Source organism: Protofrankia sp. BMG5.30 (genome assembly GCF_001983005.1).
In the GTDB taxonomy this organism is placed as follows: Bacteria; Actinomycetota; Actinomycetes; order Frankiales; family Frankiaceae; genus Protofrankia; species Protofrankia coriariae.
Genome location: NZ_MOME01000013.1, coordinates 1 through 26,827 on the forward strand (window position 1 = coordinate 1; position 26,827 = coordinate 26,827).

21 protein-coding genes and 1 pseudogene are annotated in these 26,827 nt (G+C 69.6%); 8 read left to right on the forward strand and 14 right to left on the reverse strand.

Annotation, left to right across the window (positions count from 1 at the left end):
- The 4 genes from grpE to BL254_RS08055 form a co-directional block, all read right to left on the reverse strand.
- Positions 1–861: a nucleotide exchange factor GrpE gene (gene grpE / locus BL254_RS26915; protein WP_254857908.1), complete on the reverse strand. Its 861-nt coding sequence runs from the start codon at positions 859–861 to the stop codon at positions 1–3.
- A 159-nt stretch (positions 862–1,020) separates the two neighbouring features.
- Positions 1,021–1,740, reverse strand: a complete 720-nt coding sequence (locus BL254_RS08045) for a Tellurium resistance (RefSeq protein WP_047221719.1) — start codon at positions 1,738–1,740, stop codon at positions 1,021–1,023.
- 172 nt (positions 1,741–1,912) lie between these two features.
- Positions 1,913–3,103, reverse strand: coding sequence for a DUF475 domain-containing protein (locus tag BL254_RS08050; protein WP_047221718.1), 1,191 nt, complete (start codon positions 3,101–3,103; stop codon positions 1,913–1,915).
- A 398-nt stretch (positions 3,104–3,501) separates the two neighbouring features.
- Complete coding sequence (locus tag BL254_RS08055) at positions 3,502–4,077, reverse strand: TerD family protein (protein WP_047221654.1); 576 nt, start codon at positions 4,075–4,077, stop codon at positions 3,502–3,504.
- Between the two features lie 543 nt (positions 4,078–4,620).
- Between BL254_RS08055 and BL254_RS08060 the strand changes: the two genes are divergently transcribed.
- The 4 genes from BL254_RS08060 (at position 4,621) to glgB (ending at position 12,520) form a co-directional block, all read left to right on the forward strand.
- Complete coding sequence (locus BL254_RS08060) at positions 4,621–6,606, forward strand: alpha-1,4-glucan--maltose-1-phosphate maltosyltransferase (RefSeq protein ID WP_076843054.1); 1,986 nt, start codon at positions 4,621–4,623, stop codon at positions 6,604–6,606.
- Positions 6,603–8,396: a maltose alpha-D-glucosyltransferase gene (gene treS / locus BL254_RS08065; RefSeq protein ID WP_076842970.1), complete on the forward strand. Its 1,794-nt coding sequence runs from the start codon at positions 6,603–6,605 to the stop codon at positions 8,394–8,396. Before BL254_RS08060 ends, treS begins: the two co-directional genes overlap by 4 nt.
- Before the next feature lie 95 nt (positions 8,397–8,491).
- Entirely contained in the window at positions 8,492–9,859 is a 1,368-nt protein-coding gene (locus BL254_RS08070) for a maltokinase N-terminal cap-like domain-containing protein (RefSeq protein ID WP_047221652.1), read from the forward strand.
- 30 nt (positions 9,860–9,889) lie between these two features.
- Positions 9,890–12,520, forward strand: a complete 2,631-nt coding sequence (gene glgB / locus BL254_RS08075) for a 1,4-alpha-glucan branching protein GlgB (protein ID WP_254857910.1) — start codon at positions 9,890–9,892, stop codon at positions 12,518–12,520.
- Positions 12,521–12,692: 172 nt separating this feature from the next.
- On the opposite strand, the gene BL254_RS08080 is transcribed toward glgB, so the two are convergent.
- Both BL254_RS08080 and BL254_RS08085 read right to left on the reverse strand, forming a co-directional pair.
- Positions 12,693–13,691, reverse strand: a complete 999-nt coding sequence (locus tag BL254_RS08080) for a tetratricopeptide repeat protein (RefSeq protein ID WP_076842971.1) — start codon at positions 13,689–13,691, stop codon at positions 12,693–12,695.
- A 200-nt stretch (positions 13,692–13,891) separates the two neighbouring features.
- Positions 13,892–14,188: an MTH1187 family thiamine-binding protein gene (locus BL254_RS08085; protein ID WP_047221651.1), complete on the reverse strand. Its 297-nt coding sequence runs from the start codon at positions 14,186–14,188 to the stop codon at positions 13,892–13,894.
- 258 nt (positions 14,189–14,446) lie between these two features.
- Here BL254_RS08085 and BL254_RS08090 point away from each other — a divergent pair, with 258 nt between their 5' ends.
- Complete coding sequence (locus BL254_RS08090) at positions 14,447–15,997, forward strand: hybrid sensor histidine kinase/response regulator (protein ID WP_047221650.1); 1,551 nt, start codon at positions 14,447–14,449, stop codon at positions 15,995–15,997.
- 65 nt (positions 15,998–16,062) lie between these two features.
- On the opposite strand, the gene meaB is transcribed toward BL254_RS08090, so the two are convergent.
- Together meaB and BL254_RS08100 are read right to left on the reverse strand one after the other, a co-directional pair.
- On the reverse strand, positions 16,063–17,100 hold the full coding sequence (meaB, locus tag BL254_RS08095; RefSeq protein ID WP_076843056.1) for a methylmalonyl Co-A mutase-associated GTPase MeaB: 1,038 nt from the start codon (positions 17,098–17,100) through the stop codon (positions 16,063–16,065).
- Positions 17,101–17,111: 11 nt separating this feature from the next.
- Complete coding sequence (locus BL254_RS08100; protein ID WP_047221649.1) at positions 17,112–18,296, reverse strand: acetyl-CoA C-acetyltransferase; 1,185 nt, start codon at positions 18,294–18,296, stop codon at positions 17,112–17,114.
- 277 nt (positions 18,297–18,573) lie between these two features.
- Here BL254_RS08100 and mce point away from each other — a divergent pair, with 277 nt between their 5' ends.
- Positions 18,574–18,996, forward strand: a complete 423-nt coding sequence (gene mce, locus BL254_RS08105; RefSeq protein WP_047221648.1) for a methylmalonyl-CoA epimerase — start codon at positions 18,574–18,576, stop codon at positions 18,994–18,996.
- Positions 18,997–19,482: 486 nt separating this feature from the next.
- On the opposite strand, the gene BL254_RS08110 is transcribed toward mce, so the two are convergent.
- Both BL254_RS08110 and BL254_RS08115 read right to left on the reverse strand, forming a co-directional pair.
- Positions 19,483–20,466, reverse strand: a complete 984-nt coding sequence (locus BL254_RS08110; RefSeq protein WP_076842972.1) for a hypothetical protein — start codon at positions 20,464–20,466, stop codon at positions 19,483–19,485.
- Positions 20,463–21,020, reverse strand: a complete 558-nt coding sequence (locus BL254_RS08115; RefSeq protein WP_076842973.1) for a SigE family RNA polymerase sigma factor — start codon at positions 21,018–21,020, stop codon at positions 20,463–20,465. The genes BL254_RS08110 and BL254_RS08115 overlap by 4 nt, the downstream gene beginning before the upstream one ends.
- Before the next feature lie 165 nt (positions 21,021–21,185).
- On the opposite strand from BL254_RS08115, the gene ccrA reads away from it, so the two are divergent.
- Both ccrA and BL254_RS08125 read left to right on the forward strand, forming a co-directional pair.
- Positions 21,186–22,523, forward strand: coding sequence for a crotonyl-CoA carboxylase/reductase (ccrA, locus tag BL254_RS08120; RefSeq protein ID WP_076842974.1), 1,338 nt, complete (start codon positions 21,186–21,188; stop codon positions 22,521–22,523).
- Between the two features lie 145 nt (positions 22,524–22,668).
- Positions 22,669–23,331, forward strand: coding sequence for a sugar-binding protein (locus BL254_RS08125; protein WP_076842975.1), 663 nt, complete (start codon positions 22,669–22,671; stop codon positions 23,329–23,331).
- A gap of 373 nt (positions 23,332–23,704) precedes the next feature.
- Here the strand turns inward: BL254_RS08125 and BL254_RS08135 are convergent, their stop codons facing one another.
- The 4 genes and pseudogenes from BL254_RS08135 to BL254_RS08150 form a co-directional block, all read right to left on the reverse strand.
- Complete coding sequence (locus tag BL254_RS08135) at positions 23,705–24,205, reverse strand: YkvA family protein (RefSeq protein ID WP_047221713.1); 501 nt, start codon at positions 24,203–24,205, stop codon at positions 23,705–23,707.
- Positions 24,206–24,323: 118 nt separating this feature from the next.
- Positions 24,324–26,105 (reverse strand): 3-hydroxyacyl-CoA dehydrogenase family protein, encoded by a 1,782-nt coding sequence (locus tag BL254_RS08140; RefSeq protein WP_076842976.1) that lies wholly within the window; start codon positions 26,103–26,105, stop codon positions 24,324–24,326.
- Positions 26,106–26,272: 167 nt separating this feature from the next.
- Positions 26,273–26,410: pseudogene (locus BL254_RS29305) on the reverse strand (VapC toxin family PIN domain ribonuclease); the annotation flags it as partial.
- Between the two features lie 28 nt (positions 26,411–26,438).
- Positions 26,439–26,795 (reverse strand): hypothetical protein, encoded by a 357-nt coding sequence (locus tag BL254_RS08150; RefSeq protein ID WP_217699249.1) that lies wholly within the window; start codon positions 26,793–26,795, stop codon positions 26,439–26,441.
- Positions 26,796–26,827: the final 32 nt, after the last annotated feature.

Below are 26,827 nucleotides of genomic sequence, written 5' to 3' on the forward strand. Positions count from 1 at the left end.
CTAGTGTGCCCGAAAGACCTCCACCTCGGCTGGACGCACCACGATCGACTCACCACGGACGAACCCGGGTTTGACGGTTCGGGCGATCGTCCGGTCGCGCTTGGCGTCGTCCGTACCGATACGGCGTACGCCGACGTGCCGGGCCGGATCGAAGGGCATGCCCACGACCGCGGTGTACGGGCGGACGTCCACGGCGACATCCATGATCTGCAACAACTGCGTACGCAGGATACCGGCGACGCTCTGGCCGTCGTCCGCGCCCAGGCTCGTCATCTGGTCGTGCAGCCGCATCAGGCCCCGCAGCAACGGCGACATCGCCTCGGTCAGCTCGCCCGCCCGCAACCGGGTGTTCTCGGCGTGCAGGCGATCCACCAGGTCGGCGTCGTGACGCCGGAGCCTGGCCAGTTCCTCGACCCGCCGGGCCAGGTCGTCCAGGCGGACGGCGACGGCGGCGGCCGCGGAACCATCGGCGCTGCCGTCGATGACGGCGTTCTCGGCGGGAACCTCGTTCTCGTCGGCGGGAACCTCGTCCTCGGCCGCGGCCTTCTCCTCGGCGACGGTCGCATCGGCGACAGTGCCGTCGGTGACAGCGCTATCGGTGACAGCGCTGTCGGTGACGGTGTCGACGGGCCCGCTGGCAACGCCCTGCCCGCCAGCGGGCCTGCCGGTGGCACCAGCCGCGGGGGGCCGTGTCGGGGGCTGCTCTGCGACGACGGTCACGACCGGTTCCACCGGTGGGAGGTCGGCCGGCGGGGCGTCACGTCCGGCGTCCCCGGCCTCTCCTGCGYCGGCCACGATCTCCCCCGGGTCTGCCTCGTCGCCGTTGTCACCCGGCGGCACCGGATGTGGCGTATCGGCCACCGACCCGTGCCGTAGTCGGGATGTCGAAGCAGGCCCACCGTCCGCGGGCGGTACCGGCACCGGCCGGGTCACCGCCGCTTCCACTCCCCGGCCGCGCGCAGCCACATCCCCTCGCCCCCCTGATCCCGGCCCTGTTGACCGTTTGCTGTCTATATGCGCCTACTTACGTCCCGGAGTCCAGTTCAGACCCCAGCCGAAGGCCCGGTCAAGCTCCTGGTGGCCGCCGACATAGCGCACCTCCCTGTTCACGATGAGGTCGTTGCCGCCCTGGTTGGTCAGCAGCGCGATCGCGCACATCCGGGCGCTACCGGCCCGCTCGTCCAGCCGGACCTCGATGGGCGCGCCCCGCGCCGGGGTGAGGGTCACCACCGCGCCGGCCTGGTCGAAGTTCGGGACGCCGGAATAGATGAAAGCGAAGATCAGCAGACGGCGGATCTCCGAGACGTGGGCGAGGTTGACGAACAGGTTCTCCCCACCGGTGGAGGCACCGGTACGGTCGTCGGCGTCGAGCTGGACGTACGGGGGTGTCTCGAAGGAGCCGAACGCGTTACCGAGCGCCTGCACGACCCCTTTACGGCCGTCGGCGAGCTCGTACAGGCTGGCCAGATCGAGGTCGATCCCGCCCTGCCCGGCGCTCAGCACCCGCTTGAGGAGGCCGCCCCGGCCGCCGGCACCCGCCGCGCCCTGGGCGTTCCAGTTGAGGTTGACGTGCAGCCGCCCGCCGCCACCCTGCTTGCTCAGGGAGACCGAGGGCGAGCTCTTGGTCAGGGTCACCTTGTTCAGCGACACCCCGGGCGTGCCGGACGGCGAGCCGGCGGATGAGCCGGACGACGAGTCGGCGGATGAGTCGGTAGATCGCTTGGTGTAGTCGATGGACATGTTCCGCTCCCTTGTGGTGGTCGTGTCAGCAAGCCGGACGGCCTGTTGCCGGATCGCCGCGAACCCCCCCGTGGTGGTGGCACGTACTGGTGGTGGYACGTACACGGTCAAGGATCTTCGCTGTCCTGAACGCCACCGTCCATGGACGGCGCTGTCCATGGACGCACGACTGTCATGAACGGGCAGTAACGATCTCACGCTGCCGTTCGTCCGGGCCGTCGCCCTCATCCGCACCGGCACCCCGCTCCTTGTTCCGGCGCAGGAGGGAGGAGATCAGGGCAACTCCGATGAACCCGACGCCGACGAGACCAGTGATGATCTCCGGGACCTCGGTCTCGATGCTGATGGCGAGGATCACCGCGAGCGCACCGATGGCGTAGTGGGCTCCGTGCTCCAGGTAGACGTACTCCTGCAGGGTGCCCTTGCGGACGAGGTAGACGGTGATCGACCGGATGTACATGGCGCCGATACCGAGCCCGGCCGCGATGACGAAGATCTCCTGCGTGATCGCGAAAGCACCTACCACGCCGTCGAAGGAGAACGACGCGTCCAGCACCTCCAGATACAGGAACAGGAAGAACGCGGCCTTTCCCGACGCGAGGACCAGCGCGTTGGGACCGCCTTTACCGCCGGTCGCCTCCGCCGCGGACGCGGCTCCCGCGGGCACCACCGCGGTGGCGTCGCCGGTGTCCTTCTCGGCCTCCTCCGCGTCATCGTCGTCGGCTCCCACACCACGCGCCTCGAAGAACTCACCGAGACCACGCACGCCCAGATAGGTGGCGATACCGGCGACACCGGCCGTGAGCACCTGCTGGATCGCGTCACCGGAGAACGCCTCGGCGACGATGAGCAGCGCGATGAGCCCGACCACGACCGACAGCACGTCGAGGTGCCCCGCCCTGCGCAGCGGCTCCTCGATCCAGCGGAGCCACTGGACGTCACGTTCGGGGTCGAACATGAAATCCAGGAAGATCATGAAGAGGAAGATGCCACCGAAGGCGGCGATGGCCGGATGCGCGTCGTGCAGCCGGGCCGCGTACTCGTCCGGGTTGTTCAACGCGAGGTCGAAGACCTCGATGGGGCCGAGATGGGCGGTGAGCGCGACGATGACGATCGGGAACACCAGGCGCATCCCGAATACGGCGATCAGGATGCCGACGGTGAGGAATATCCGCTGCCAGAACTCGTTCATCCGGCGCAGGATCGTGGCGTTGATGACCGCGTTGTCGAACGACAGGCTTATCTCCAGCACGGCCAGGATGGCGACGATTGCGGCCGTCTTCGGGCCGCCGAGCACACCGGCCAGCGCGACACCGGCCACGGTGATCGCCAGCGACCAACCAAAAATTCGCAGTGCATGCACGAGGACAGGCAACCTTCCTCCGGACCGGGTCTGGCGCGGCACCGGGAGCACCACCCACCGCGCCTCGACCCCGGTCCGGAGCATCGAGGCATCACATCAACCGCACGTCGACCCGGAGCGGGCGCGGCCCAGGTCGTAACCATGCCCTGACCACGCCCGCGCAACTGCGGGGGCCACCCGGCCGTAGACCGCGACCCCGGGCATCGTAACCGGCCGGGCCGACACCACCGGGTAACGGTCAAACCGGGACCATCGGCGTCCGGCACCGGGCGCGGGCCGTCACCAGGCATCCAACGACCCGCCCGCGGCTCACCGGGCGCGGTGGCACCGGCGCTCCCGGTCCGCTTCACCCGGCCCGGGCCGGCCAGCCACGACGGCCGGGCGTCGACGCGGAGGGATCAGACATTGACTCCGTAGTCCCGGGCGATTCCGGCAAGCCCGGACGCATAACCCTGGCCGACAGCCCGGAACTTCCACTCGGCGCCGTGCCGGTACACTTCACCGAAGACCATCGCAGTTTCGGTGGAGGCGTCCTCGGTGAGATCGTAACGCGCGATCTCGGCGCTCCCCACCCCGTTCACGATCCTGATGAACGCATTGCGGACCTGACCGAAGTTCTGCTGGCGTGCATCCGCGTCATAGATCGAAACCGGAAACACCACCTTGTCGACCTCCGCGGGCAGACTGGCGAGGCTCACGTTGATCGCTTCATCGTCACCTTCTCCCTCACCGGTGAGGTTGTCGCCCTGATGCTCGATGGCGCCGTCCGGGCTCTTGAGATTGTTGAAGAAGACGAAGTGGCTGTCCGAGAGGACCTTGCCATCGGATCTGAGGGCAATCGCGCTCGCATCAAGATCGAAATCAGCACCGGTCGTGCTGCGGACATCCCAGCCGAGACCGACGACGATGTTGGTCAGACCGGGTGCCTCCTTGGTCAGCGAAACGTTTCCGCCCTTACTGAGGCTGACTCCCACTTGCTCCTCCTGCTGTCATTGCGATCGGGGCTGTTGCTGTATTTCGGGGCCCTGGCCGCCCCCCGCACCGAACGCGACGCAGCCTACTGGACTCGATCACGCATGCCCACGGCGACGTGGGGTTATGGGGCCTGTGTTCTGCGGGACGAACGGGACCTCTCCAGGGTTCCCGGACGCACGCGCGGGCCCGTCCGGGACGGCCCCCCGGGGCAGCTGGCGACCGCCGGCGCGGCGTGTGCGGGCGGGCGTCGGCGAAGCGCGCCGAGCAGGTGGCGCCCCACCCGCGTGAGCCCGGCGGGCCCGGGTATCCCGGAGCGGGACCGATGACGGACCAGCACGCGCCCGGCACCGGGTCCGGCCGCGAACGCGCATCAACGTGGAGACTTCGATCCGATGCCGACATCCCCCTCCCCCGGCGGAGTACCTCCGTATCCCCAACACGTCCCCACCTGGTGGTCCCACGCTGTTCACGTTGGGGCGCCACCAATCGGTACAGGAGAGGCCGACTATCAAGGGGTGGTTCACCTGGATAAGGTCGCGGCGATGATCGGACGTTCCATAGGCCGGGTTGTCATCTCTGACGTCAGCCCCGCCGTATCCTGTGGGCAGTGGCCGTCGCGGGCAGTCGAGGGTGAGACCCTCACCGTCGCCGCGACGGTATTCCGTGACGGGCATGATCTGATCGGTGCCAACGTGGCACTGTCAGGTCCGGACGGTCGCGGGAACCCGTTCACCCGGATGCGGCAGGTCACAGCGGGCACCGATCGTTACGAAGCCGAGGTCCGGGTCGATTCGGAGGGCCTGTGGGGCTTCCGCGTCGAGGCGTGGGCCGACCCGGTGGCCACCTGGCGGCACGCTGCCGAGGTCAAGACGGCCGCCGGCCAGAGCACGGACGAACTGTCGGTGGACTTCGAGGACGGCGCCCGGCTCCTGCTGCGCGCCCTGCCCGGGATCCCCGAAGGCCGGCGGGCGGCGGTCCGGCACGCCGTCGACGTCCTGCGCGACGACACACTGACGGATCCGCGCGCGCGGATCGCGGCGGCGTGCGACCCGGCGCTGGTCGACCTGCTCACCCGGTGCCCGCTGCGGGAGCTCATCACCCGCTCGCCCCTGTACCGGATCTGGGTGGACCGGCCCCGGGCCCTGTTCGGAAGCTGGTACGAGTTCTTTCCCCGTTCCGAGGGAGCGAGCCTGCACCCGCCGCGGTCGGGCACGTTCGCGACCGCGGCCGAGCGGTTGCCCGCCGTCGCCGCGATGGGTTTCGACGTGGTCTACCTGCCGCCGATCCACCCCATCGGCGAGGTCAACCGCAAGGGCCCGAACAACACCCTGGTCACGGGCCCCGACGACCCGGGCTCGCCGTGGGCGATCGGCAGTGACGCCGGCGGCCATGACGCCGTCCACCCGGACCTGGGGACGATCGACGACTTCRACGACTTCGTCGCCAGGGCCCGTGCCCTGGGCATGGAGATCGCCCTCGACCTGGCCCTGCAGTGCGCGCCCGACCACCCRTGGGCCAAGGTCCACCCGGAATGGTTCACCGTGCGCAGCGACGGCTCCATCGCGTACGCGGAGAACCCGCCGAAGAAGTACCAGGACATCTACCCGCTCAACTTCGACAGCGACCCGGTCGGGCTCTACCACGAGGTGCTGCGCGTGGTCAGGTACTGGACCTCGCACGGGGTACGGATATTCCGGGTCGACAATCCCCACACCAAGCCGGTCCAGTTCTGGGAGTGGCTCATCGCCGAGGTGAAGTCGGTCGAGCCGGACGTGCTCTTCCTGTCCGAGGCGTTCACCCGGCCGCCCATGATGCGGGCGCTGGCGCAGGTCGGTTTCACCCAGTCATACACCTATTTCACCTGGCKCAACACGAAGTCGGAGCTGGAGWCATACGGCCGGGAGCTGCTCGAAACCGCACACTACATGCGTCCCAACTTCTTCGTCAACACCCCCGACATTCTGCCCGGCTACCTGCAGGAGGGCGGTGAGGCGGCATTCAGGATTCGCGCGGTGCTGGCATCGATGATGTCGCCGTCGTGGGGAGTCTACGCGGGTTACGAGCTGTTCGAGAACGCTCCCGTACGAGCCGGCAGCGAGGAGTACCTGGACTCCGAGAAATACCAGTACCGACCACGGGACTGGGCCGGCGCTGAAAACGCCGGACGCTCGCTCGCACCATATCTTGCCAGGCTGAACCGGATACGCAGGGAACATCCGGCGCTGCACTGGCTGCGCAACCTTCGTTTTCACCATGCCGATGGCGACGATTTCCTCGTCTTCTCCAAGCGCTCCGGGGGGGCAGCGGGCGACGACTGCATCCTGGTCGTCGTCAACCTGGATCCGCACAACACCCGGGAGACGACCGTCCGTCTCGACATGCCCGCCCTCGGTCTCGAGTGGCGGGAGACATTCGACGTTCACGACGAGATCAGCGGGGCTGACTACACGTGGGGGCAAGAGAATTACGTCCGGCTGGACCCGGTGACGGAACCAGCTCACATCCTCGACGTCCGGCGCAGGGCATGAGTGCCAGGGACACCGGAACCACCGAGGACGACAGGGGCGCCGAGGGAGCCAGAGGCGCCGGGGACACCAGGAGCACCGAAAGCAGGAGCACCGAAAGCGGGCCGTCGGCCGGCGACGCCAGGCCACCGTCGGCCGACGAACTGTCCCGCGACCCGCTGTGGTTCAAGCGGGCGGTCTTCTACGAGGTCCTCATCCGCGGCTTTGCCGACTCCAACGGCGACGGCACGGGCGACCTGCGCGGGCTCACCGGCAAACTCGACTACCTGAGCTGGCTCGGGGTCGACTGCCTGTGGCTGCTGCCGATCTACGAATCACCGCTGCGGGACGGCGGGTACGACATCTCCGACTACTTCCAGATTCTTCCGGAGTTCGGCGACCTCGGGGACTTCGTCAACCTGGTGGACGAGGCCCACCGCCGAGGCATCCGGATCATCGCGGACCTGGTCATGAACCACACCTCCGACCAGCACCCGTGGTTCCTGGCCTCCCGCAGCGACCCGGACGGCCCATACGGCGACTTCTACGTGTGGTCGGACACGGACCAGAAGTTCCTCGACGCCCGGATCATCTTCGTCGACACGGAGAAGTCGAACTGGACCTGGGACCCGGTGCGCGGCCAGTACTACTGGCACCGTTTCTTCTCCCACCAGCCCGACCTCAACTATGATAATCCGGACGTCCAGGAAGCCATGATCGAGGTGCTGCGCTTCTGGCTGGACCTCGGTATCGACGGATTCCGGCTGGACGCCGTCCCGTACCTCTACGTACGGGAGGAAACCAACGGCGAGAACCTGCCGGAGACCCACGAATATCTGCGTCGAATCCGCAAGGAGTTCGACGCGAAATACGCCGACCGGGTGCTGCTGGCCGAGGCGAACCAGTGGCCGTCCGACGTCGTCCAGTACTTCGGCGACGACGACGAGTGTCATATGGCGTTCCATTTCCCGTTGATGCCACGGATCTTCATGGCTGTCCGCCGGGAGTCCCGTTACCCCATCTCGGAGATCCTGGCGCAGACACCGGCGATCCCGCCGAACTGCCAGTGGGGCATCTTCCTGCGCAACCACGACGAACTGACCCTGGAGATGGTCACCGACGAGGAACGCGACTACATGTACGCCGAGTACGCGAAGGACCCGCGCATGAAGGCGAACATCGGGATACGCCGACGCCTCGCCCCGCTGCTGGAGAACAGCCGTGACCAGATGGAGCTCTTCACCGCGCTGCTGCTCTCGCTGCCCGGTTCACCGGTGATCTACTACGGCGATGAGATCGGCATGGGTGACAACATCTACCTGGGTGACCGGGACGGTGTGCGGACGCCGATGCAGTGGTCCCCGGACCGCAATGCCGGTTTTTCCACGAGCGATCCGGCCCGGCTCTACCTGCCACCCATCATGGATCCGGTGTACGGGTACCAGGCGCTGAACGTCGAGGCCGGGCAGCGGATGCCGACGTCCTTTCTGGCCTGGACCCGGCGGATGATCGAGGTGCGTAAGCGGCATCCGGTCTTCGGCCTCGGCAGTTTCGAGGAGTTCCCGGCGTCCAATCCGTCCGTTTTCGCCTTTGTCCGGGAGTTCGGCGACGACCGGGTGCTCTGCGTGGCCAACCTGTCACGTTTCGCCCAGCCGGTGGAGCTCGACCTCCGCAGGTTCACCGGAATGGTGCCGGTCGAACTGCTCGGCGGGGTGCGCTTCCCGCCGATCGGGGAACTGCCGTACCTGTTGACCCTGGCCGGACACGGACACTACTGGTTCGCGCTCACTCGGGCGGGGGAACTGGGCTCCTGACGGGCCGGGACGTACCGACCGGTCAGACATACGGCAGGGTAGGGCGTACACGTCCGAGGATGGTCGCCAGATGGTGGCGCGCGAGGAGGTCGACGATGGTGGGCGGCAATTCTGATCTGGTCGCCCTCCTGACCTCCTGGCTGCCGCGGCAGCGCTGGTTCGCCGGCAAGGGCCGGCCCTGGGCCGGCCTGCGTGTCGTCCGCAACGTGCGGCTGTCCGACCTGCTGCACCACTTCGTCGTCGAGGTCCGCTATGCCGACGGCGGGCTGGCCGACCACTACCAGATACCCCTGGTGGTGCGGCCGGACGCGCCCTACGGGCACGAGGCCTTCTTCGTCGGCAAGTCCGCCGACGGGCTGATCTACGACGGGCTGCACGATCCGGACGGCAGCGCCGCCCTGCTGGCGTTCATCCGTGGCCGGACGGCCCACGACGGGCTCGTGCCGTACACGCTGGAGGAGTTGGAGCTCTTCCCCGCCCATGTGATCGGCGCGGAGCAGTCCAACACCTCGGTCGTGTACGGCGACGCCTACATCCTGAAGGTCTTCCGGCGGCTGTGGCCGGGGACGAACCCGGATCTGGAGATGACCCGCGCGCTCGCCGACGCGGGCAGCCCCAGCGTGGCCCGGCCGCTGGCCTGGCTGGACGGTGTTCTCGACGGCCAGCGCACCACGTTCGCGTTCATGCAGGAGTTCCTCCGCAGCGGCACCGAAGGCTGGCGGCTCGCCCTCGCCAGCGTCCGGGACCTCTACGCGGAGGCGGACCTGCACGCCGACGAGGTCGGCGGCGACTTCGCGGCCGAGTCCGAGCGGCTGGGCGCGGCCACCGCGGACGTGCACCGCATCATCGCCGAGACGCTTCCCACGGCTGTCGGCGATGCCGAGACCCTGCGGGCGCAGGCCACCGGGATGCACAGCCGGCTGGACGCCGCGATCAGGGCCGTCGAGCAGTTGCGGGCCTTCGAGACGGGRCTGCGCGCCGCCTACGACGAGCTCGCCCGTCAGACGTCACCGGTCGCCCTGCAGCGCGTGCACGGCGACTACCATCTGGGTCAGGTGCTACGGGTCGACTCGGGGTGGGTACTCTTCGACTTCGAGGGCGAACCGGCACGTCCGCTGGCAGAACGCACAGCACTACAGTCCGTCCATCGTGATGTCGCCGGCATGCTCCGATCATTCGACTACGCAGCCCAGTCGTTGTTGTTGGAACGGTCGCTGTTGGTGGAACGGGAGGACGAGTCCGGACTCAGATATCGCGCGCAGGAATGGGCGACTCGCAACCGTGACGCCTTCTGCGCCGGGTACGCCAGCGTCCGYGGGCACGACCCACGCGAGGAAGCTGCCCTGTTGCGAGCGTTCGAGCTCGACAAGGCTGTGTACGAAGTCGTCTACGAGGCCCGTCACCGCCCATCGTGGCTGCCGATCCCRCTCGGTTCGGTCGAACGGCTGACCTCCACGGACTGATGACTACGTTCTAAGGATGGCGTGTTGCCCATGATCGGTCCTGACGGCGCGGCAGGTGGAGTCGACGAGGGCCAGCCAGGCAGTTGTCGTCGCGACGCCAGCGGTCCTCCGAGTGACGCCAGCTCCGGGCTCGCCCGTTCCCCGCTGCCGGCCATGGCCATGGCCGGACACGGCGGCGRCCGCCGGGGCAACGACCACGACGACGCCGGATATGACGACACCAGGTATGACGACGCCAGGTATGACACCAGGTATTCCGAGGGCGGCGGATATCCCGAAACGGCCTACCGGGACGGCGGACGTGACCGCGGCGAGCACACCGCGGCCCAGCACGACAGGGCGGAACGGGGCACGACCGGGCAGAGCGGGGCGGAGCGGGACGCCGGCGGCCAGGACGCCCCGGCGTCGTCCCCCCCGTCCCTGCTCGTCGACACCGCCGAACTTGAGCGGCTGGTGAACGGCTCGCACCACGATCCGCATCACATCCTCGGCGCCCATCCCCACGGCGACTGGACGATCGTGCGGGCCCTGCGGCCGGACGCGGTGGGCGTGGTCGTCATCACCGAGAACGAGCGGTTCGAGTGCACCCGGCTGCACACGGCCGGGGTGTTCGCCGTGGCGCTGCCGACCGGCGCCGTTCCCGGCTACCGGCTGGAGGTCCAGTACTGCGACGCCACGCACGTCGTCGACGACCCCTACCGCCACCTGCCCACCCTCGGGGAGATGGACCTGCACCTCATCGGTGAGGGCCGCCACGAACAGCTGTGGAAGGCACTCGGCGCACGGGTGCGCCGCTACCCGGACAGCACCGGCACCGCCGAGGTCAGCGGGGTCGGTTTCGCCKTGTGGGCGCCGAACGCCCGCGGGGTGCGGGTGGTCGGCGACTTCGACTTCTGGGACGGCCGGGCCTACCCGATGCGCTCGCTGGGAGCGACCGGCGTCTGGGAGCTGTTCGTACCCGGCATCGGCGCCGGCTGCCGGTACAAGTACGAGATCCTCGGCTTCGACGGTGTCTGGCGGCAGAAGGCCGACCCGCTCGCGCTGCACACCGAGAACCCGCCGGCCACGGCGAGCGTCGTCTTCGAGTCCGACTACACCTGGAGTGACGAAGCGTGGCTGGCGCGGCGCAGGCGCACCGCGTGGCACGCCATGCCGATCTCGGTCTACGAGGTGCATCTGGGTTCCTGGCGTCGAGGGTTGTCGTACCGCCAGCTCGCCACCGAGCTCGTCGCCCACGTGCGGGAGATGGGCTTCACCCACGTCGAACTGCTGCCCGTGGCCGAGCATCCCTTCGGTGGTTCGTGGGGCTACCAGGTGTCGGCCTACTACGCCCCGACATCGCGGTTCGGCGACCCCGACGACTTCCGCTACCTCGTCGACCAGCTCCACCAGGCCGGCATCGGTGTGATCGTCGACTGGGTGCCGGCGCACTTCCCCCGGGACGTCTGGGCGCTGGGCCGCTTCGACGGCACCCCGCTGTACGAGCACCCCGACCCCCGCCGCGGCGAACAGCCCGACTGGGGGACGTACGTGTTCGACTTCGGGCGTCCCGAGGTGCGCAACTTCCTGGTCGCGAACGCGGTGTACTGGTTCGAGGAGTTCCACATCGACGGGCTGCGGGTGGACGCCGTCGCCTCCATGCTCTACCTGGACTACTCCAGGGCCGAGGGCGAGTGGATCCCCAACATCCACGGTGGCCGGGAGAACCTGGACGCGGTGTCGTTCCTGCAGGAGACCAACGCCACGGTCTACCGGCGCGTCCCGGGCGTGATGATGATCGCCGAGGAGTCGACGGCCTGGCCGGGGGTGACCCGCCCGACACATCTGGGGGGTCTGGGCTTCGGTTTCAAGTGGAACATGGGCTGGATGCACGACACGCTCGACTACCTCTCCCGGGCGCCGGTGTTCCGCGTGTACCACCACCACCAGATGACCTTCTCCATGATGTACGCGTACTCGGAGAACTTCGTCCTCCCGCTCAGCCACGACGAGGTGGTGCACGRGAAGGGCTCGCTGCTGCGCAAGATGCCCGGTGACCGCTGGCAGCAGCTGGCCAACCTGCGCGCACTCTACGGCTACATGTGGGCGCACCCGGGCAAGCAGCTGCTGTTCATGGGCGGGGAGTTCGCCCAGGAGGCCGAGTGGTCCGAGGCCCGGTCGCTGGACTGGTGGCACCTGGACGACCCGGACCACCGGGGTGTGGCCACGCTGCTGAAGGACCTCAACGGGGCCTACCGGGCCACCCCCGCCCTCTGGGAACGGGACATCTCCCCGGAGGGGTTCTCCTGGATCGACGCGAACGACGCCGAGAACAACGTGTTCTCGTTCCTGCGGTGGGCCGCCGACCCCACGGCCGACCCGGCTGGCGGCCCGGCTGGCGGCCCGGCCGCCAGTACCGCGACGAGCGGGCGGGTACTCGCCTGCGTCACCAACTTCTCCGGCGTCCCCCACACCGGCTACCAGCTCGGACTGCCGTTCGCCGGCCGCTGGCGTGAGCTCATCAACACCGACGCCACCGAGTACGCCGGCAGCGGGCTGGGGAACCTGGGTTCCGTGCTCGCCGTGGAGGCCACCCGCCACAACCAGCCGGCGTCGGTGACGCTCACCCTGCCCGCCCTGAGCACCCTGTGGCTGTGCTACGAGGGCGCCGCCCAGAACTGACCAGCTGACGGGCACGGGCCAGCTGGAAACAGGTCGACCGGGACCGACCAGCCGGCCGGACGCCCCGTGCTGCCGGCCCGGCGAGGCTCGCCGGGCCGGTGAGGGGCGCTCGACCAGATGGAACCCAGATGGAAAACGCCCGGAACGCCGGGACCAGAACGCCGGAAAATGCCTAGAACAGGGCGGCGGCGAGGGCTCGGCGGGCCGGGGCGACCGCCGGCTCGCCGTCCCCCAGCGCCTGGAACAGGCCGACAAGGTGGGCCCGGACGCGTTCCCGCTCGTCGCCGGTGGTCCGCCGGACGACGCCGACCAGCCGGGTCAGGCCCGTCTCGATCTCGCCCTTGGCGACCAGGACGTCGGCCAGCATGATGGCCGCCTCGACGTCGTCGGGGTCGGCCGCCAGCCGGGCGCGCAACGCGGTCGCGTCGATCGTCGCCACCCGCTGGAAGAGATCGACGCGGGAGAGCCCCAGCACCGCGTCCTGGTCACCGGGGGCCTCGGCGAGCCGTGCGCGGTAGGCCGCCGCGGYGGCGTCGAGGTCACCGCGGGCGAGCGCCTCCTGCGCGGCGGCATGGTGCGGGTCGGCTGCGGCCGCGTCCGGCCCGCCGGGCAGGCCGTCGGTGGCCTCGTCGACGAGCGCGAGCAGCTGGTCGAGCCAGGCCCGCACCTCGCGTTCGGGCAGGGCGCCGGTGAACTCACCGATGATCCGCCCACCGATGATCGCCTTGACCGCGGGAATGCCCTGGACGGCCGCGGCCTGGGCGAGCTGCGGGTTCGCGTCCACATCGATCTTGGCGAGGACCCAGCGTCCGCCGTCGGCTTCCGCCAGCCGCTCGAGGATGGGGCTGAGCTGCTTGCACGGGCCGCACCAGCTGGCCCAGAAGTCGACCACCACCGGGACCTGCATGGACCGCTGCAGGACCTCCGTGGCGAACGTGGCCTCRCTGACGTCCACGACGACGGGCTGCGCCGGGGCGCCCGGGCCCGCCTGGGCGGTTCGCGCCGCACCCGCGGCGGTGGCCGCCGGCCGGGTGGGCGCGGGCTTGGGGTCGAGCGGGACCGCGCCGGCGAAGCGGAGGCCGGCGAGTTCGTCAGAAAGCCGTGGATCTGAGGGCGAGGCGTTTCGCGATCTGGCGGGCCCTGGTCCTGACGATCGGGGCCCGGACGACATGGGTGACCTCCGTGGCATGACTCCATCGTTGCATCCGAGCAGCGAAACCGGACAGCGCCTCGGTGTACCGGGCGCCCACGGCCGGTCAGCATCGCGCCTCCGACCAGCCCACAACCAGCTCGGCAGCCATCACGGACCAGACAAAATCCGTCCAACCCGGCCAGGTTGGCCCACCTGGCCGGGCAGCGGTCACTGTTGGGTCATTCCTGGGCCAGGCGCCGTTCGATCGAGGCGACCTTGGCGTGTATCGCGTCGGTGGCCCCCTGGCGGATGTCGGCCTTGAGTACCAGGCTCACCCGTCCGGACCTCGCGGCCACGGCCTCGACCGCCCGGCGCACGACGTCGATGACCTCGTCCCACTCCCCCTCGACCGTCGTGAACATCGCCGACGTCTCGTTGGGCAGGCCGCTGGCGCGGACCACCCGCACCGCCTCGGCGACCAGGTCGCCGACGTCCTCGCCGGTGCCGATCGGGGTCACGCTGAACGCTACGAGCATGGTTCAAGATCTACCATGGCTGCCACCACCTTCGTGCCGGTATCGGCGAGCCTGCCGGGATTGGTGAGTGTGCCAGCATTGGCGACGACCAGCCGCCGGATGCTACCTTCTGTGCAGGTTCCATCCCTGGGACGGCATAAACGGACACTCGACCAAACCCGGGACAACGCTCTTCGACGGCACGCCCTACTATTGCCCGCCGTGGAGTGGACGATGCGCAATGACCGGGATGACGAGGCACGGGACGACGAGGCATAGGTGGTTCCACGGACCCTCCTCGACGCGCTGACAAGCCTGGTCGTACTCGTCGGCGCGGATGGCCGCGTCCTCGACGCGGGCGCGGCCGCGAGGACCTTTCTCGGTGAACGACTGGCCGGGACGATCCATCTACGGGACCTGATCGACGTGGTGGAGCCGTCCTCGCGGGTCCGGCTGCGCGATGTCGTGCCCCGGGCGCTCAGCCGTACCGGCCAGTGGCGCGGAACCGTCGATCTCGTCGACACCGCGGGCAACCCGGCGCCCTATCTGCTGTCGGTACGGGCCGATCCCGACGGCGGCTTCGTGATCGCAGCCCAGGACACCGAGGACGTCCGGGCCCGGGAGGCGGCCGAACGGGAGTCCCGGGCGAAGGACGAGTTCGTCGCGCGGCTCGGCCACGAGCTGCGCACCCCCCTCAACGCGGTCCTCGGCTTCGCCCAGCTGCTGGAGCTCGAGCCGCTGGCGCCGGAGCTGCACGACGACGTCGAACGGATCATCACCGGTGGCCGGCACATGCAGGCCCTCATCGACGACGTGCTCGACCTCGCCCGGCTGCGGGCCGGGCGTGGGGACATCAACAAGGGGCCCGTCAACGTCCTGGAGATCGTCCAGGGCGTCGTCGAGCTGGTCGAGCCGCTGGCCGCACAACGCGGGATCCGGCGGGTCATCTCACCGGCCGAACCCCTGGTCGCCGACGCCGACCGGCGGCGGCTGTGGCAGGTCCTGCTCAACCTGGTCGGCAACGCCCTGAAGTACGGCCGTGAGGGCGGCACCGTCCGCGTCGGGATCGTGCCCGTCACCGGGGGCCGGGTGCGGATCGAGGTCGAGGACGACGGCAACGGCCTGCCCCCAGAGGCCATGAACAGGCTGTTCCGGCCGTTTGAACGGCTCGGAGCCGAACGGAGCGGCGTCGAGGGTAGTGGGCTGGGGCTGGCGCTGTCCCACGCCCTGGTCACGGCCATGGGCGGCGTTCTCACCGCGGCCAGCCGCTACCGGGTGGGCAGCGTGTTCGCCGTGGTCCTGGACACCATCGACGTCCGTTTCGACGACGCCTACGGCGACCCGGACGACGATGACGGGTTCGCGCCGGTGCCGGCCGTCACGGACCGGCCGTCGGCGGGATCAGAGCCGGGGACGGAGCCGGTCGACAGCCGCCTGCGGGTCGTGCACGTCAGCGGTGACCCGGCGACCCGGGCGATGGTCACCCACGTGCTGCGCAGCTCGCTGGGAGCGGACACGGTCTGCGTCCCGCGCGCCGCCCTCGCGCTGGACGCCGTGCGGCGCTCCCGGCCGGCGCTGGTGCTGCTGGACCGGATCCTGCCCGACGCGCCGGTCGAGGAACTGCTGCGGGTGCTCGCGGCGGACGCCACCGCCGGGCAGGTCCCCGCTGTCGTCCTCACCACGGACGACGACCCGCGGGATCTGACCAAGCTGCGGCAGGCCGGCGCGGTAGGTGTCGTCGGAGCGCCCCTCGACGTCAACGCGGTGATCGCGGCGGCCGGCCACCTGGCGGTGCGCAACGGCGGACGGCACCAGGCCGCGCACCAGTAGCGCCGGCCCGGCACCCGGCCCGGCGGGAACCGGCCGAATCAGCCGAATCAGCCGAATCAGCCGAATCAGCCGATGATCGCTCCGGTACCGGCTGTCCCGCCGCTGGTCGCCCCGCTGCCGGTCACATCGGCGATCACGCGCTCGGCGGCCGTGTAGGGGTCGAGCGTGCCCGCGACGACCTCGCCCGCGAGCGCGTCCAGCAGGGTCGCGTCCCGCAGGCCGCCCATGCGGGCCCGCAGCTCGGTGAGGGCGATCTGTTCGATCTCGTCGGCGGCCCGCCGACGCCGGCGGGCGTCCAGCACACCCTGCCGGAGCATCCACGCGCGGTGTTCGGCGATCGCGTCCACGATCTCGTCGACGCCCTCCGCACGGGAGGCGACGGTCCTGACCACCGGCGGCTGCCACCGCTGGTCGCTGACCGGCCCGGCCAGGGCGATCATGTGTTTGAGCTCCCGGTAGGTGTGCTCCGCGCCGTCCCGGTCGGCCTTGTTGACCACGAACACGTCGGCGATCTCCAGGATGCCGGCCTTGGCCGCCTGGACGCCGTCGCCCATCCCCGGCGCCAGCAGTACCAGCGTGGTGTCGGCCAGCGAGGCGATGTCGACCTCGGCCTGGCCCACCCCCACCGTCTCGACGAGCACCACGTCGAAGCCGGCCGCGTCCAGCACGCGCAGCGCCTGCGGGGTCGCCCAGGACAGGCCACCGAGATGCCCGCGGGAGRCCAGCGAGCGGATGTAGACGCCGGGGTCGGTGGCGTGCTGCTGCATGCGCACCCGGTCCCCGAGCAGCGCGCCGCCGCTGAACGGGGACGACGGGTCGATGGCCAGGACCCCGACCCGCAGGCCACGGGCGCGGAACGCGCCGACAAGAGCGGACGTCGAGGTCGACTTGCCCACCCCGGGGGAACCGGTGAGGCCGATCACCTGCGCCCGCCCGGCGCGTGGCGCCAGCAGTGCCATGATCTCCCGCAGCTGCGGGGAGGCGTCCTCCACCAGGGAGATCAGCCGGGCGAGCGCCCGTGGGGAGCCGGCGACGGCGGCGTCCACCAGGTCGGCCGGGGCTGCGGAGCGCGTCCGGACCGGCCCGGGCGCCGGGAGCGCCACCGGGGTCGAGCTCACGCCGGGACGCGCAGCACGAGCGCGTCGCCCTGGCCACCGCCGCCGCACAGGCCGGCGGCACCGATACCGCCGCCCCGGCGACGCAGCTCGTAGGCGAGCGTGAGGGCGATCCGGGTACCGGACATGCCGACCGGGTGCCCGAGCGCTATCGCGCCCCCGTTGACGTTGGTGACGTCCGGGCCGATACCAAGGTCGCGCATGGACTGGATGCCCACCGCGGCGAACGCCTCGTTGATCTCGTAGAGGTCCACGTCCGCCGGGGTCAGCCCCTCCTTGCGCAGCGCCGCCAGGATCGCGTTCGACGGCTGGGAGTGCAGGGACGGGTCCGGACCAGCGACGAAACCGTGGTGGCCGACCTCGGCGAGCACCGGCAGGCCGAGCTCGGCCGCCTTGGCCCGGCTGGTGACCACGACGGCCGCGGCGCCGTCGGAGATCTGCGACGCCGAACCGGCCGTGATCGTGCCGTCGGCGGCGAAGGCGGGACGCAGCTTCGCCAGCGAGTCGGCGGTGGTCTCACCGCGAACGCCCTCGTCCTGGCTGATCAGTATCGGGTCGCCGCGACGCTGCGGCACCTCGACCGGGACGATCTCCTCGTCGAACAGGCCGTTCTTGATCGCGGCGGCGGCACGCTGGTGCGACCGGGCGGAGAACTCGTCCTGTTCGGCCCGGCCGATACCCCGCACCGAGTTGCCCCGCTCGGTGCCCTCCCCCATCGCCACCTGGTCGAACGCGCAGGTCAGAGCGTCGTATGCGGTTGCGTCCACCAGCTCGGCGCTGCCGTAGCGGACGCCCGCGCGCAGGGACCGCAACAGGTGCGGGCCGTGTGTCATCGACTCCATCCCACCGGCGACGACGATGTCGAACTCGCCGCTGGCGATGTAGGTGTCGGCCAGYGCGATCGCGTCCAGGCCGGAAAGGCAGACCTTGTTCACGGTGAGCGCGGGAACGCTCAGCGGGATTCCGCCCCTGGCCGCCGCCTGCCGGGAGGTGATCTGGCCCTGACCCGCCTGGATCACATGCCCAACGATCACGTAATCGACCTGGTCGCCACTGATCCCGGCCCGTGACAACGCGGCTTTGATCGCGAACCCACCCAGCTCGACGGCGGAGAAGTTCTTCAGCGAACCGGACAGTTTGCCGATCGGCGTCCGCGCGCCGGCCACGATGACGGAACCAGGCATGAGTGGGCCTCCCGCAGGTACGACAGCGTCTTTGGTAACCATAACGTGATCATGACCAACATGCCGGGCCAGCAGGGGCAACCCGCGTATCCGCGCCGGTGGCGGTCAGGTGTGGCAGCATCCCGGAACGATCCCAGGAGGATGGGCCGGCATGTCGGCGAGACTTCCGCGCTCCCCACATCTCCTTCCTCCACGCCACCGCGACGATCACGGTAATCATAATGATCATGAAAATCCTGGCAGCCGCAACGACCACGAAAGAGAGACAGAGATCGCGATGTTCACCAGAATCGACCATGTCGGCATCGCCGTCCGTGACCTGGAGAAGTCCATCTCCTGGTATGAGACGACGTTCGGCCTCACGGTAGCGTCCCAGGAGATCAACGAGGAACAGGGGGTGCGTGAAGCCATGCTGTTCGTCGCCGACGGCCCCGCGGGCAGCTCCTACGTACAGCTGCTGGAGCCGATCCGACCGGACTCGCCGGTCGGCAAGTTCCTCGCCCGCAACGGCGAGGGAGTCCATCACATCGGCTACGGCGTCGACGATGTCGAGAATGCGCTGGCCTCGATCGGCGCCACGGGGGTCCGACTGGTCGACAAACGACCCCGGCACGGCTCCATGGGCGCCAGTATCGCCTTCCTACACCCGAAGGACACCGGCGGCGTCCTCACCGAACTGGTCCAGGCCACCAGACGCTGATCCCCCACACCGGCCAGCCGGTGGCCTCACCTGGTGGCCCCGACCGGCGAACTKGCGACTCCAGATGATGGCCCCGACCAGCGGATCTCGCGGGCCCTTCCCCGGCGGCCTCCCGCCGACCAGCGCCGCAGCTCCCGTTGTCGACCATCACTGGTGTCAGCCGTCACCAGATGACCGAAAATCCCGAAAACGACGGCCGAGTGATCCGAGAACCACCGACAACGACCCTCACGGAACAAAATACCCCGGAAGGGCCTGAAGGATGTGGATCCGCCGCTGTTCGGACAGCACCGGATCCACATCCTTTTTCGCCCACCACCACCGCCCACATTTTTCCCGCCGCCACCGTCCCCGGATTTCCGCAAAGCGAACACACCCCAAGATCCTTACCTTTCCGGATCATCACCAGATGATCCGGAAAGCACCCTCGACGACCAACCCCAGAGGGTAGGGGTCCCCGGATTTCCGCAAAGCGGAAATCCGGGGCTAAACCCCGCAGCCGGCGGTGAAGGGCGACGCGGTCGTGTTCAGGTCCACCGTTGAGGACGTGGGTGAGCCGACCGTCTGGAAGCTCTCGCCGGACAGACGCCACGTCGTGTACGTGACCGAGTACGTCCGGTCGCTGGCGGCATTGCCGGTAGCGTTGCCGCCGGCGACGACCACGGTCCCGGGTGTTGGGCCGTCGCAGGTGAAGCCGTCACCGTGGGTGCCCGAGAGACCTGCCGACAGCGGCAGTGGCGGCCCGCTCACCTGCCGTAGCTGTCTGGCCGCGATCAGTTTGATCACGGTGAACGTCCTGGTGTCGGCGTTACCAGCGGTCTGGACGATTAGCTCACCGTAGCCGTCGGCGTCGATGTCGATGATCGAGATGGTCGGCGGCGACACCACCTCCGACAGCGCCAGCGTGGCCGGCCCGAACCGGCTGAGCGTGACCACGAGGGTGTTGCCGGACAGTTGCGTCGTGTCGTCCGTGCCGTCGCCGTCGACATCGCCCTTTTTCGCCGGCCGGGACACCGGCTGCGGCAGGGGCGGGGAGTTGACGTTGCTGGGCGAGACGCTGGGCCGCCCGGCCGTCGCGCTCGAGGACGGCAGCGGGCTGATTTCCGTGACCGGCGAGGTGGACAGCGACGAGGGCTGCGCGGTGATGGTCCCGCGGACCGGGCCGCCTCCGCCGCCGCCGTGGGCGGCCGACGAGGTCGGGGTGCGTGCGGCCGTCGCGCCGGCCGTCTGCGTCAACGGCGGCGCGGCCGGTTCGACCAGGGTGGTGGAGTCGCGGGGCTCGCTCACCACGTAGGCGACACCGATCACACCCGCCAGCGCCAGCCCGCCGAAGGCCGCAGCCGGCACCCGCATCCGGCGCCGGCGCAGCGCCCCGGCACGGATCCGCGCGTACGCGTCCGGCGACGCCTGCAGTGGTTCGACCGCCTCGGCAAGGCGCCGGCGTAGCTCGTCAGGTTCGAGCCCGGTCACCGCAGGCCCTCCAGCTTGCTACCCAGCGCGGCCAGCCCGCGGGACGTGTACGCCTTCACCGATCCGACGCTGCAGCGCATGACCGCCGCGGTGTCCGCCTCGGAAAGATCGGCATAGTAGCGCAGGACCACCGCCTCCCGCTGGCGGCGCGGCAGCTCGCGCAGGGCCTGCACGACGGCGGCCCGCTCGACCAGGGCGTAGGCGCCCTCCTCCGCGCTGGCCGCGTGCGGCATCGGCTTGGGCGCGTGCTTGATGRCCACCAGCCGGCGCCGCAGCGTCGAACGCGCGAGGTTGACGACGGTCTGCCGCAGGTAGGCGAGCGCTTTCTCGCGGTCCTGCAGACGGCCCCAGGCCGCGTGCACACGGATGTAGGCGTCCTGGACGACCTCCTCGCACAGGCCGAGATCGTCGAGCAGGAGAGCGGCGAGACGGACAAGCGACCGGTAATGTTCCGAGTACAAAACGGTGAGAGCGGCGTCGGCGTCCCGTGCGACCTCGCTACGGGCGGCGTCGCTCCGCGCAGGYACGGGCCGCCACCCCTCCACGACTGTCATGGGCGCGGTCACAACAGATCAGACGCGCTCCCACCCCCAATGGTTGCTCTCACCTCACGTTGTATCGCTTCCGGCCCCTACGCACACCCCTAACTGGACGACTACTAGGCATACCCGCCGGTAGCATCTTGGCCCACGTCACACATGACGCATGGGAGGTCGATCGTGAAGGAAATTGCTGAGGCGATTCTTGCCGGTGACACCCCCCGGAAGGAGTTCGCGGACCTTCGCATACCCGAGCGCTACCGGGCGGCGGTGGTCCGCAAGGCGGACGTCAACATCTTCGCCGGACTCACCTCCCAGGAGAAGGACCCCCGACGTGCCCTGTACGTCGACGAGGTCGCCACTCCCGAGCTCGGCCCGGGCGAGGCGCTGGTCGCGGTCATGGCCTCCGCGATCAACTACAACACCGTGTGGACGTCGATCTTCGAACCGCTCCCGACGTTCGGCTTCCTGGAGCGCTACGGCCGGGTCTCCCCGCTCGGCAAACGCCACGACCTGCCATACCACGTGGTCRGCTCCGACCTCGCCGGAGTCGTCCTGCGCGCCGGCCCCGGGGTGCACGCCTGGGCGCCCGGCGACGAGGTGGTGGCCCACTGCCTGTCGGTCGAGCTGGAGCGTCCCGAGGGCCACGACGACACGATGCTCGACCCGGAGCAGCGCATCTGGGGCTTCGAGACCAACTTCGGGGGGCTGGCCGAGCTCGCCCTGGTCAAGGCGAACCAGCTCATGCCGAAACCCGCGCATCTGACCTGGGAGGAGGCCGCCGCCCCCGGGCTGGTGAACTCCACCGCCTACCGCCAGCTGGTGTCGCGCAACGGCGCGAACATGAAGCAGGGCGACGTGGTGCTGATCTGGGGTGCCAGCGGCGGACTCGGCTCCTATGCCACGCAGATGGCACTGGGCGGCGGCGCGATCCCGGTCTGTGTCGTCTCCTCCGCTCACAAGGCCGAGATCGTCCGCCGGATGGGTGCCGAGCTGGTGATCGACCGGGCCGCGGAGGGCTAYCGGTTCTGGAAGGACGAACACAACCAGGACCCGAAGGAATGGCAGCGGTTCGGCCGGAAGATCCGGGAGCTCACCGGCGGCGAGGACCCCGACATCGTCTTCGAGCATCCCGGACGGGAGACCTTCGGCGCCTCCGTCTACGTCGCCCGGCGCGGCGGGACGATCGTGACCTGCGCCTCCACCAGCGGCTACATGCACTCCTACGACAACCGCTACCTGTGGATGAACCTCAAGCGCGTGATCGGATCGCATTTCGCGAACTACCGCGAGGCCTGGGAGGCCAACCGGCTGATCGCCAAGGGCCTGATCCATCCGACCCTCTCCCGGGTGYATCCGCTGACCGAGACCGGGCAGGCCGCCTACGACGTCCACCGCAACCTCCACCAGGGCAAGGTCGGGGTGCTCTGCCTCGCTCCCGCGGAAGGCCTCGGCGTCCGCGACCAGGCGACACGCGAACGTCACCTCACCCAGATCAACCGCTTCCGCGGGGTGTAGGGGTATTGGATGCCGGGTACCCGCAACGCCGGGTTTCTCGAGCACAAACCTGGCGATCGGCGCACTTTCCGGGAGACTCGATGTACGTCGGTTCACCGGCCCCGAGGAGGTCAACCATGACAGTGGTCTGGCACGCTGATGTCCCATGACCGAACAAACCGATCTCATCCCGATGTCCGGCGGTGGGGATGCCTCGCCGGAGTTCGATCTGGTTCGTCGCGGCTACGACCCGCATCAGGTCAGAGCGCACGTCAACTGGCTTGTCGAACAGTTGCGGGAAGCCGAGTCGCATCGGGCCGCGGCCGAGGCCGCGGCTTCGGAGGCCGCCACCGAGGCCGCCGCGCTGCGTGATGATCTGGCCGCCAACCGGCCGGCCTGGGAGGAGTTCGGCGAGCGGATCACCAAGATCCTCCAGCTTGCCGAGGAAGAGGCCGCCCTCGTCCGCGCCGAACGGACCCGGGAAGCCGAGGTCGCGCTGGAGGAGGCCCAGCAGACCCACGCCGACGCGCAGCGCACCCGCGAACGAACGGTCCGGGAGGCCGAGACAAAGGCTCAGGAGACCATCGCTACCGCGGAGGCGCAGGCGGAGCGGATCGTCGCCGACGCCCGTGAGGCAGCCGAAACGGCCGAGAACGACTCGCGGCGTCGGCTGGCCGACCTCGGTCGGCAACGCGACCAGGTGACCGCCCAGCTCGGTCAGTTGCGCGACCGGCTGGCCGCGGCGATGGCCCCCCTGGACCTCAGCGTGGATCCCAGCGTGGATCCGGAGCCGGCGGACGCCGAACGGCCCACGGCCGTCCGCTCCTGACCCGGCCCCTGCCCTGGAGGCACGGGCCCGCCGGCCGTATGCGGACCGGGATCGCGAGCCGGGCCGGATCAGCCGCCCGGCCGCGACCGGCCCGGCGGATTCCGGCGGCCGCGGTGGGTCCAGCAGATCGTGTGCCAGTGCCTGCGGTCAGCGACCTGCTCGTCAGGCCAACACACCACGTGCGGGGTGGCCGGGACTATCTCCTGCTCACATCCGGGACAGCGGTAGCGCTTCCACGCGGCCGCGCCGCTGACCCGGCGGACGACCCAGTCGCCGTCCGGATGCTGTTCGGTCGTCTCGGATCCGACGATCACGGGTGCCCGCGGCGTCTGTGCCCGCCCCTGCGCTCGCGCCCGTCGGGACCGGCTCCGGGTCATTGTGGGCGCGTCGCCGACGTCCGGTCGACGACCTCACCTTCGATGACCCGATGTGGGTCCGCACCACCCGCCGTGTGACCCCGGGAAACGCCGATCCGGTTGGCGGTCGACGTGGCGATCGTCTTCACCAGCTTCGCCTTACGGATCACCCCCCGCGGCGACGACAGGGCCGCGGAGGCACCCAGCAGAAGCTGGAAGGCCCGGTCGCTGCCGCGCCAGTGCTCCCGCAGCACGGCCTCACCCGCGCCGATCTCCAGCCGGCGGAACGCGAAGGCCACGATCGCGACATCGTCGAGCTGGCCCACCACCGGGATCAGGTTCGTCAGTCGGTTCTTCGGGGACAGCAGATACGCCAGCGCCCCGGCCGCCTCCAGCTTGGCCGACTGGGAGACTCGCGGATCGGCCAGGACCTTCCTGAGCATCACCACGCAGTCGGGCACGAACGTCACGATCTCGCGGCCCAGCTCCCGGGCGGCATCCTTGTCCAGCGGGATCATCGCGGCATCCTCCGGGTGCGGCAGCGGGGGCCGGCGTGTCGGTGACGAATCACGCCGTACGGCGCCATCGTAGGCGACGGTGCCGACACCCCAGCCGCCCAACGACCGGCATGCCTGATCAGTGAATCCGGAACCCGCGGCGGGTCTTGCGGCCGAGATAACCCGCTCTGACAAGGTGTTCGAGCAGCGGAGCCGGAGCGTGGCCAGGCTCCCGGAACTCCTGGTACAGAGCGCGCTGGATGGCAAGCGTCACATCCAGGCCAACGACGTCGACGAGCGCGAACGGCCCCATCGGATGCCCGCAGCCAACCGTCATCGCCGTGTCGATGGCGTCGATGTCCGCGTAGTGGTCCGCCAGCATCTTCACCGCGTCGTTGAGGTAGGGGAACAGCAGGGCGTTGACGATGAAACCGGCCCGGTCGCCACAGCGCACCGGACGCTTGCCCACCGCCCGCGCCACCTCGAAGGCCGTGGCGGTGACGTCGTCCGCGGTCAGGACGGTGGGCACGATCTCCACCAGCCGCATCACCTGTGCCGGGTTGAACCAGTGCATCCCCACCACGTCCCGCGGGCGGGCGGTGGCGGCCGCGCACTCGATCACCGGCAGGGACGACGTGGTCGTCGCCAGCACCGCCCCGGGGCGCACCACCGCGTCGAGGGCCGCGAACAGGGCACGTTTGACCGCGAGGTCCTCCACGACCGCCTCGATGACGAGGTCGCAGCCGGYGAGGGCGGCCAGGTCGGTGCTGCCCCGCACCCGGGACAGGGCGGCGGCCCGGTCGTCCAGGGAGATCCTCCCCTTCTCGACGCCCCGCTCGAGCGAGCTTTCCAGCTTCTTGCGGACAGCGGCGACCTTCTCCTCGCCGCGGGCGTGGAACACCACGTCGTAGCCGTACCGGGCGCAGACCTCGACGATCCCGGCGGCCATCGTCCCGCTGCCGACGATGCCCGCCGTGCGCACCGGCCGGGGCGTGGCACCGGTCACGGTGCCAGCCGTGGTACCGGCCGTCGGCACCACGTCGACGATCTCGGACGTGTCGGGGGCGGCGTAGGTGTAGAAGCCACGCCCGGTCTTGCGACCGAGCATCCCGGCCGCGACCAGCTGCCGCAGCAGCGGCGCCGGAGCGTGCAGGTGGTCGTGGGAGGTGCGGTGGATCGAGTCCAGGATCTCGTAGGCCGAGTCGAGCCCGATCAGGTCGAGCAGCGCGAGCGGGCCGATCGGATGCCCGCAGCCCAGGCGCATGGCCGCGTCGATGTCCTCACGGGTGGCGTAGTGCGCCTCCAGCATCCCCACAGCGCTGTTGAGGTAGCCGAACAGCAGGGCGTCGACGATGAAACCGGCCCGGTCCGCGGCGATCACCGCGGTCTTGCCGACCTTCGTGACGAGGGCTTCGACGTCCGCCAGCACGGTGGCGTCGGTGACGACCGTACGGACGATCTCGACCAGCCCCATGACCGGCGCCGGGTTGAACCAGTGGGTGCCGACGACCCGGGACGACCGGGACGTCCCGGTGGCCAGTTCGGTGATGGACAGCGAGCTGGTGTTCGTCGCGATGATGGTCCCGGACGGGCACAGCGCGTCCAGGTCGGCGAGGACCGCCTGCTTGTCCTCAAGCCGCTCGGGCACCGCCTCGATGACCAGCCGGCAGTCCGCCACCGCCGACAGGTCGGTGCCGGCGTGGATCCGGGCGAACAGCGCGTCCCGGTCGGCTCCGGTCAGTTTGCCGCCGTCGACCGCCCGGTCGGTCGAGTGGCGGATCCGGCCGAGCCCCCGTGCCAGCGCCCTGTCGCCGTGTTCGACGCCCACCACCTCGATACCGGCGCGCGCCAGCACCTCGGCGATTCCCGCGCCCATGGTGCCGAGCCCCACCACGCCGACCCTCGTGAAGTCCCCAGCCATCCCGGACCGCCCCTCTCGTCGTCGCTGTCGTCGTTGTGCCCACCAGCGACGCGCGGATACTTCCCAGATCTTCGACGCGCGGCCCCACAACCGCCACTTCACGTCGCATCGACCAAAAAAGGAACAATCAACAGATAATCGGACAGCCGGACGTCGATGGCGAAGCACTATGGCAGTAACGTCAGCGCGGGAACATGATTCGGTCTGACGACGCTGAAGTGCCGACGGTCGACAGTGGCGACCCGGCCCACACGGAAACGCTCCGCGATGGCAATCACGGAGGCGTCAACCGAACCGAGCGAAAGATGATACCGGTATCGAGTACGGTCGCAATCACACCGAATCGMCGAAACGCAACCGCATACGCTCGCGGATGTAATCGTCATGCCGCTCGGCTAGATCCGCCGGGCCACGGATGCTGCCGGTCAGGGCCAGCAGCCCCGCCGGAACGACGTCTTCGGAGGGCGTCTCGACCGCGGGCCGTCCACCGGCTTCCTCGACAACCCGGGAGAGTTCCTCGTCCTGCGTGACGAGCAGCCGCAACCGCCRCACCTGGCTGAGGGTGAGGCGGTCCACCAAATGGTGCATGTCCTCATAGTCATGGGCCGCAGCCATGACTAATAGTATCCGGCGACCCGCCGGCACCGGACAGTCCGATCGGCCAGTACCCACCGCCAGCGAGATGATCATCGGCCACGGGCAGCGTGGGCCGCCAGCGCATC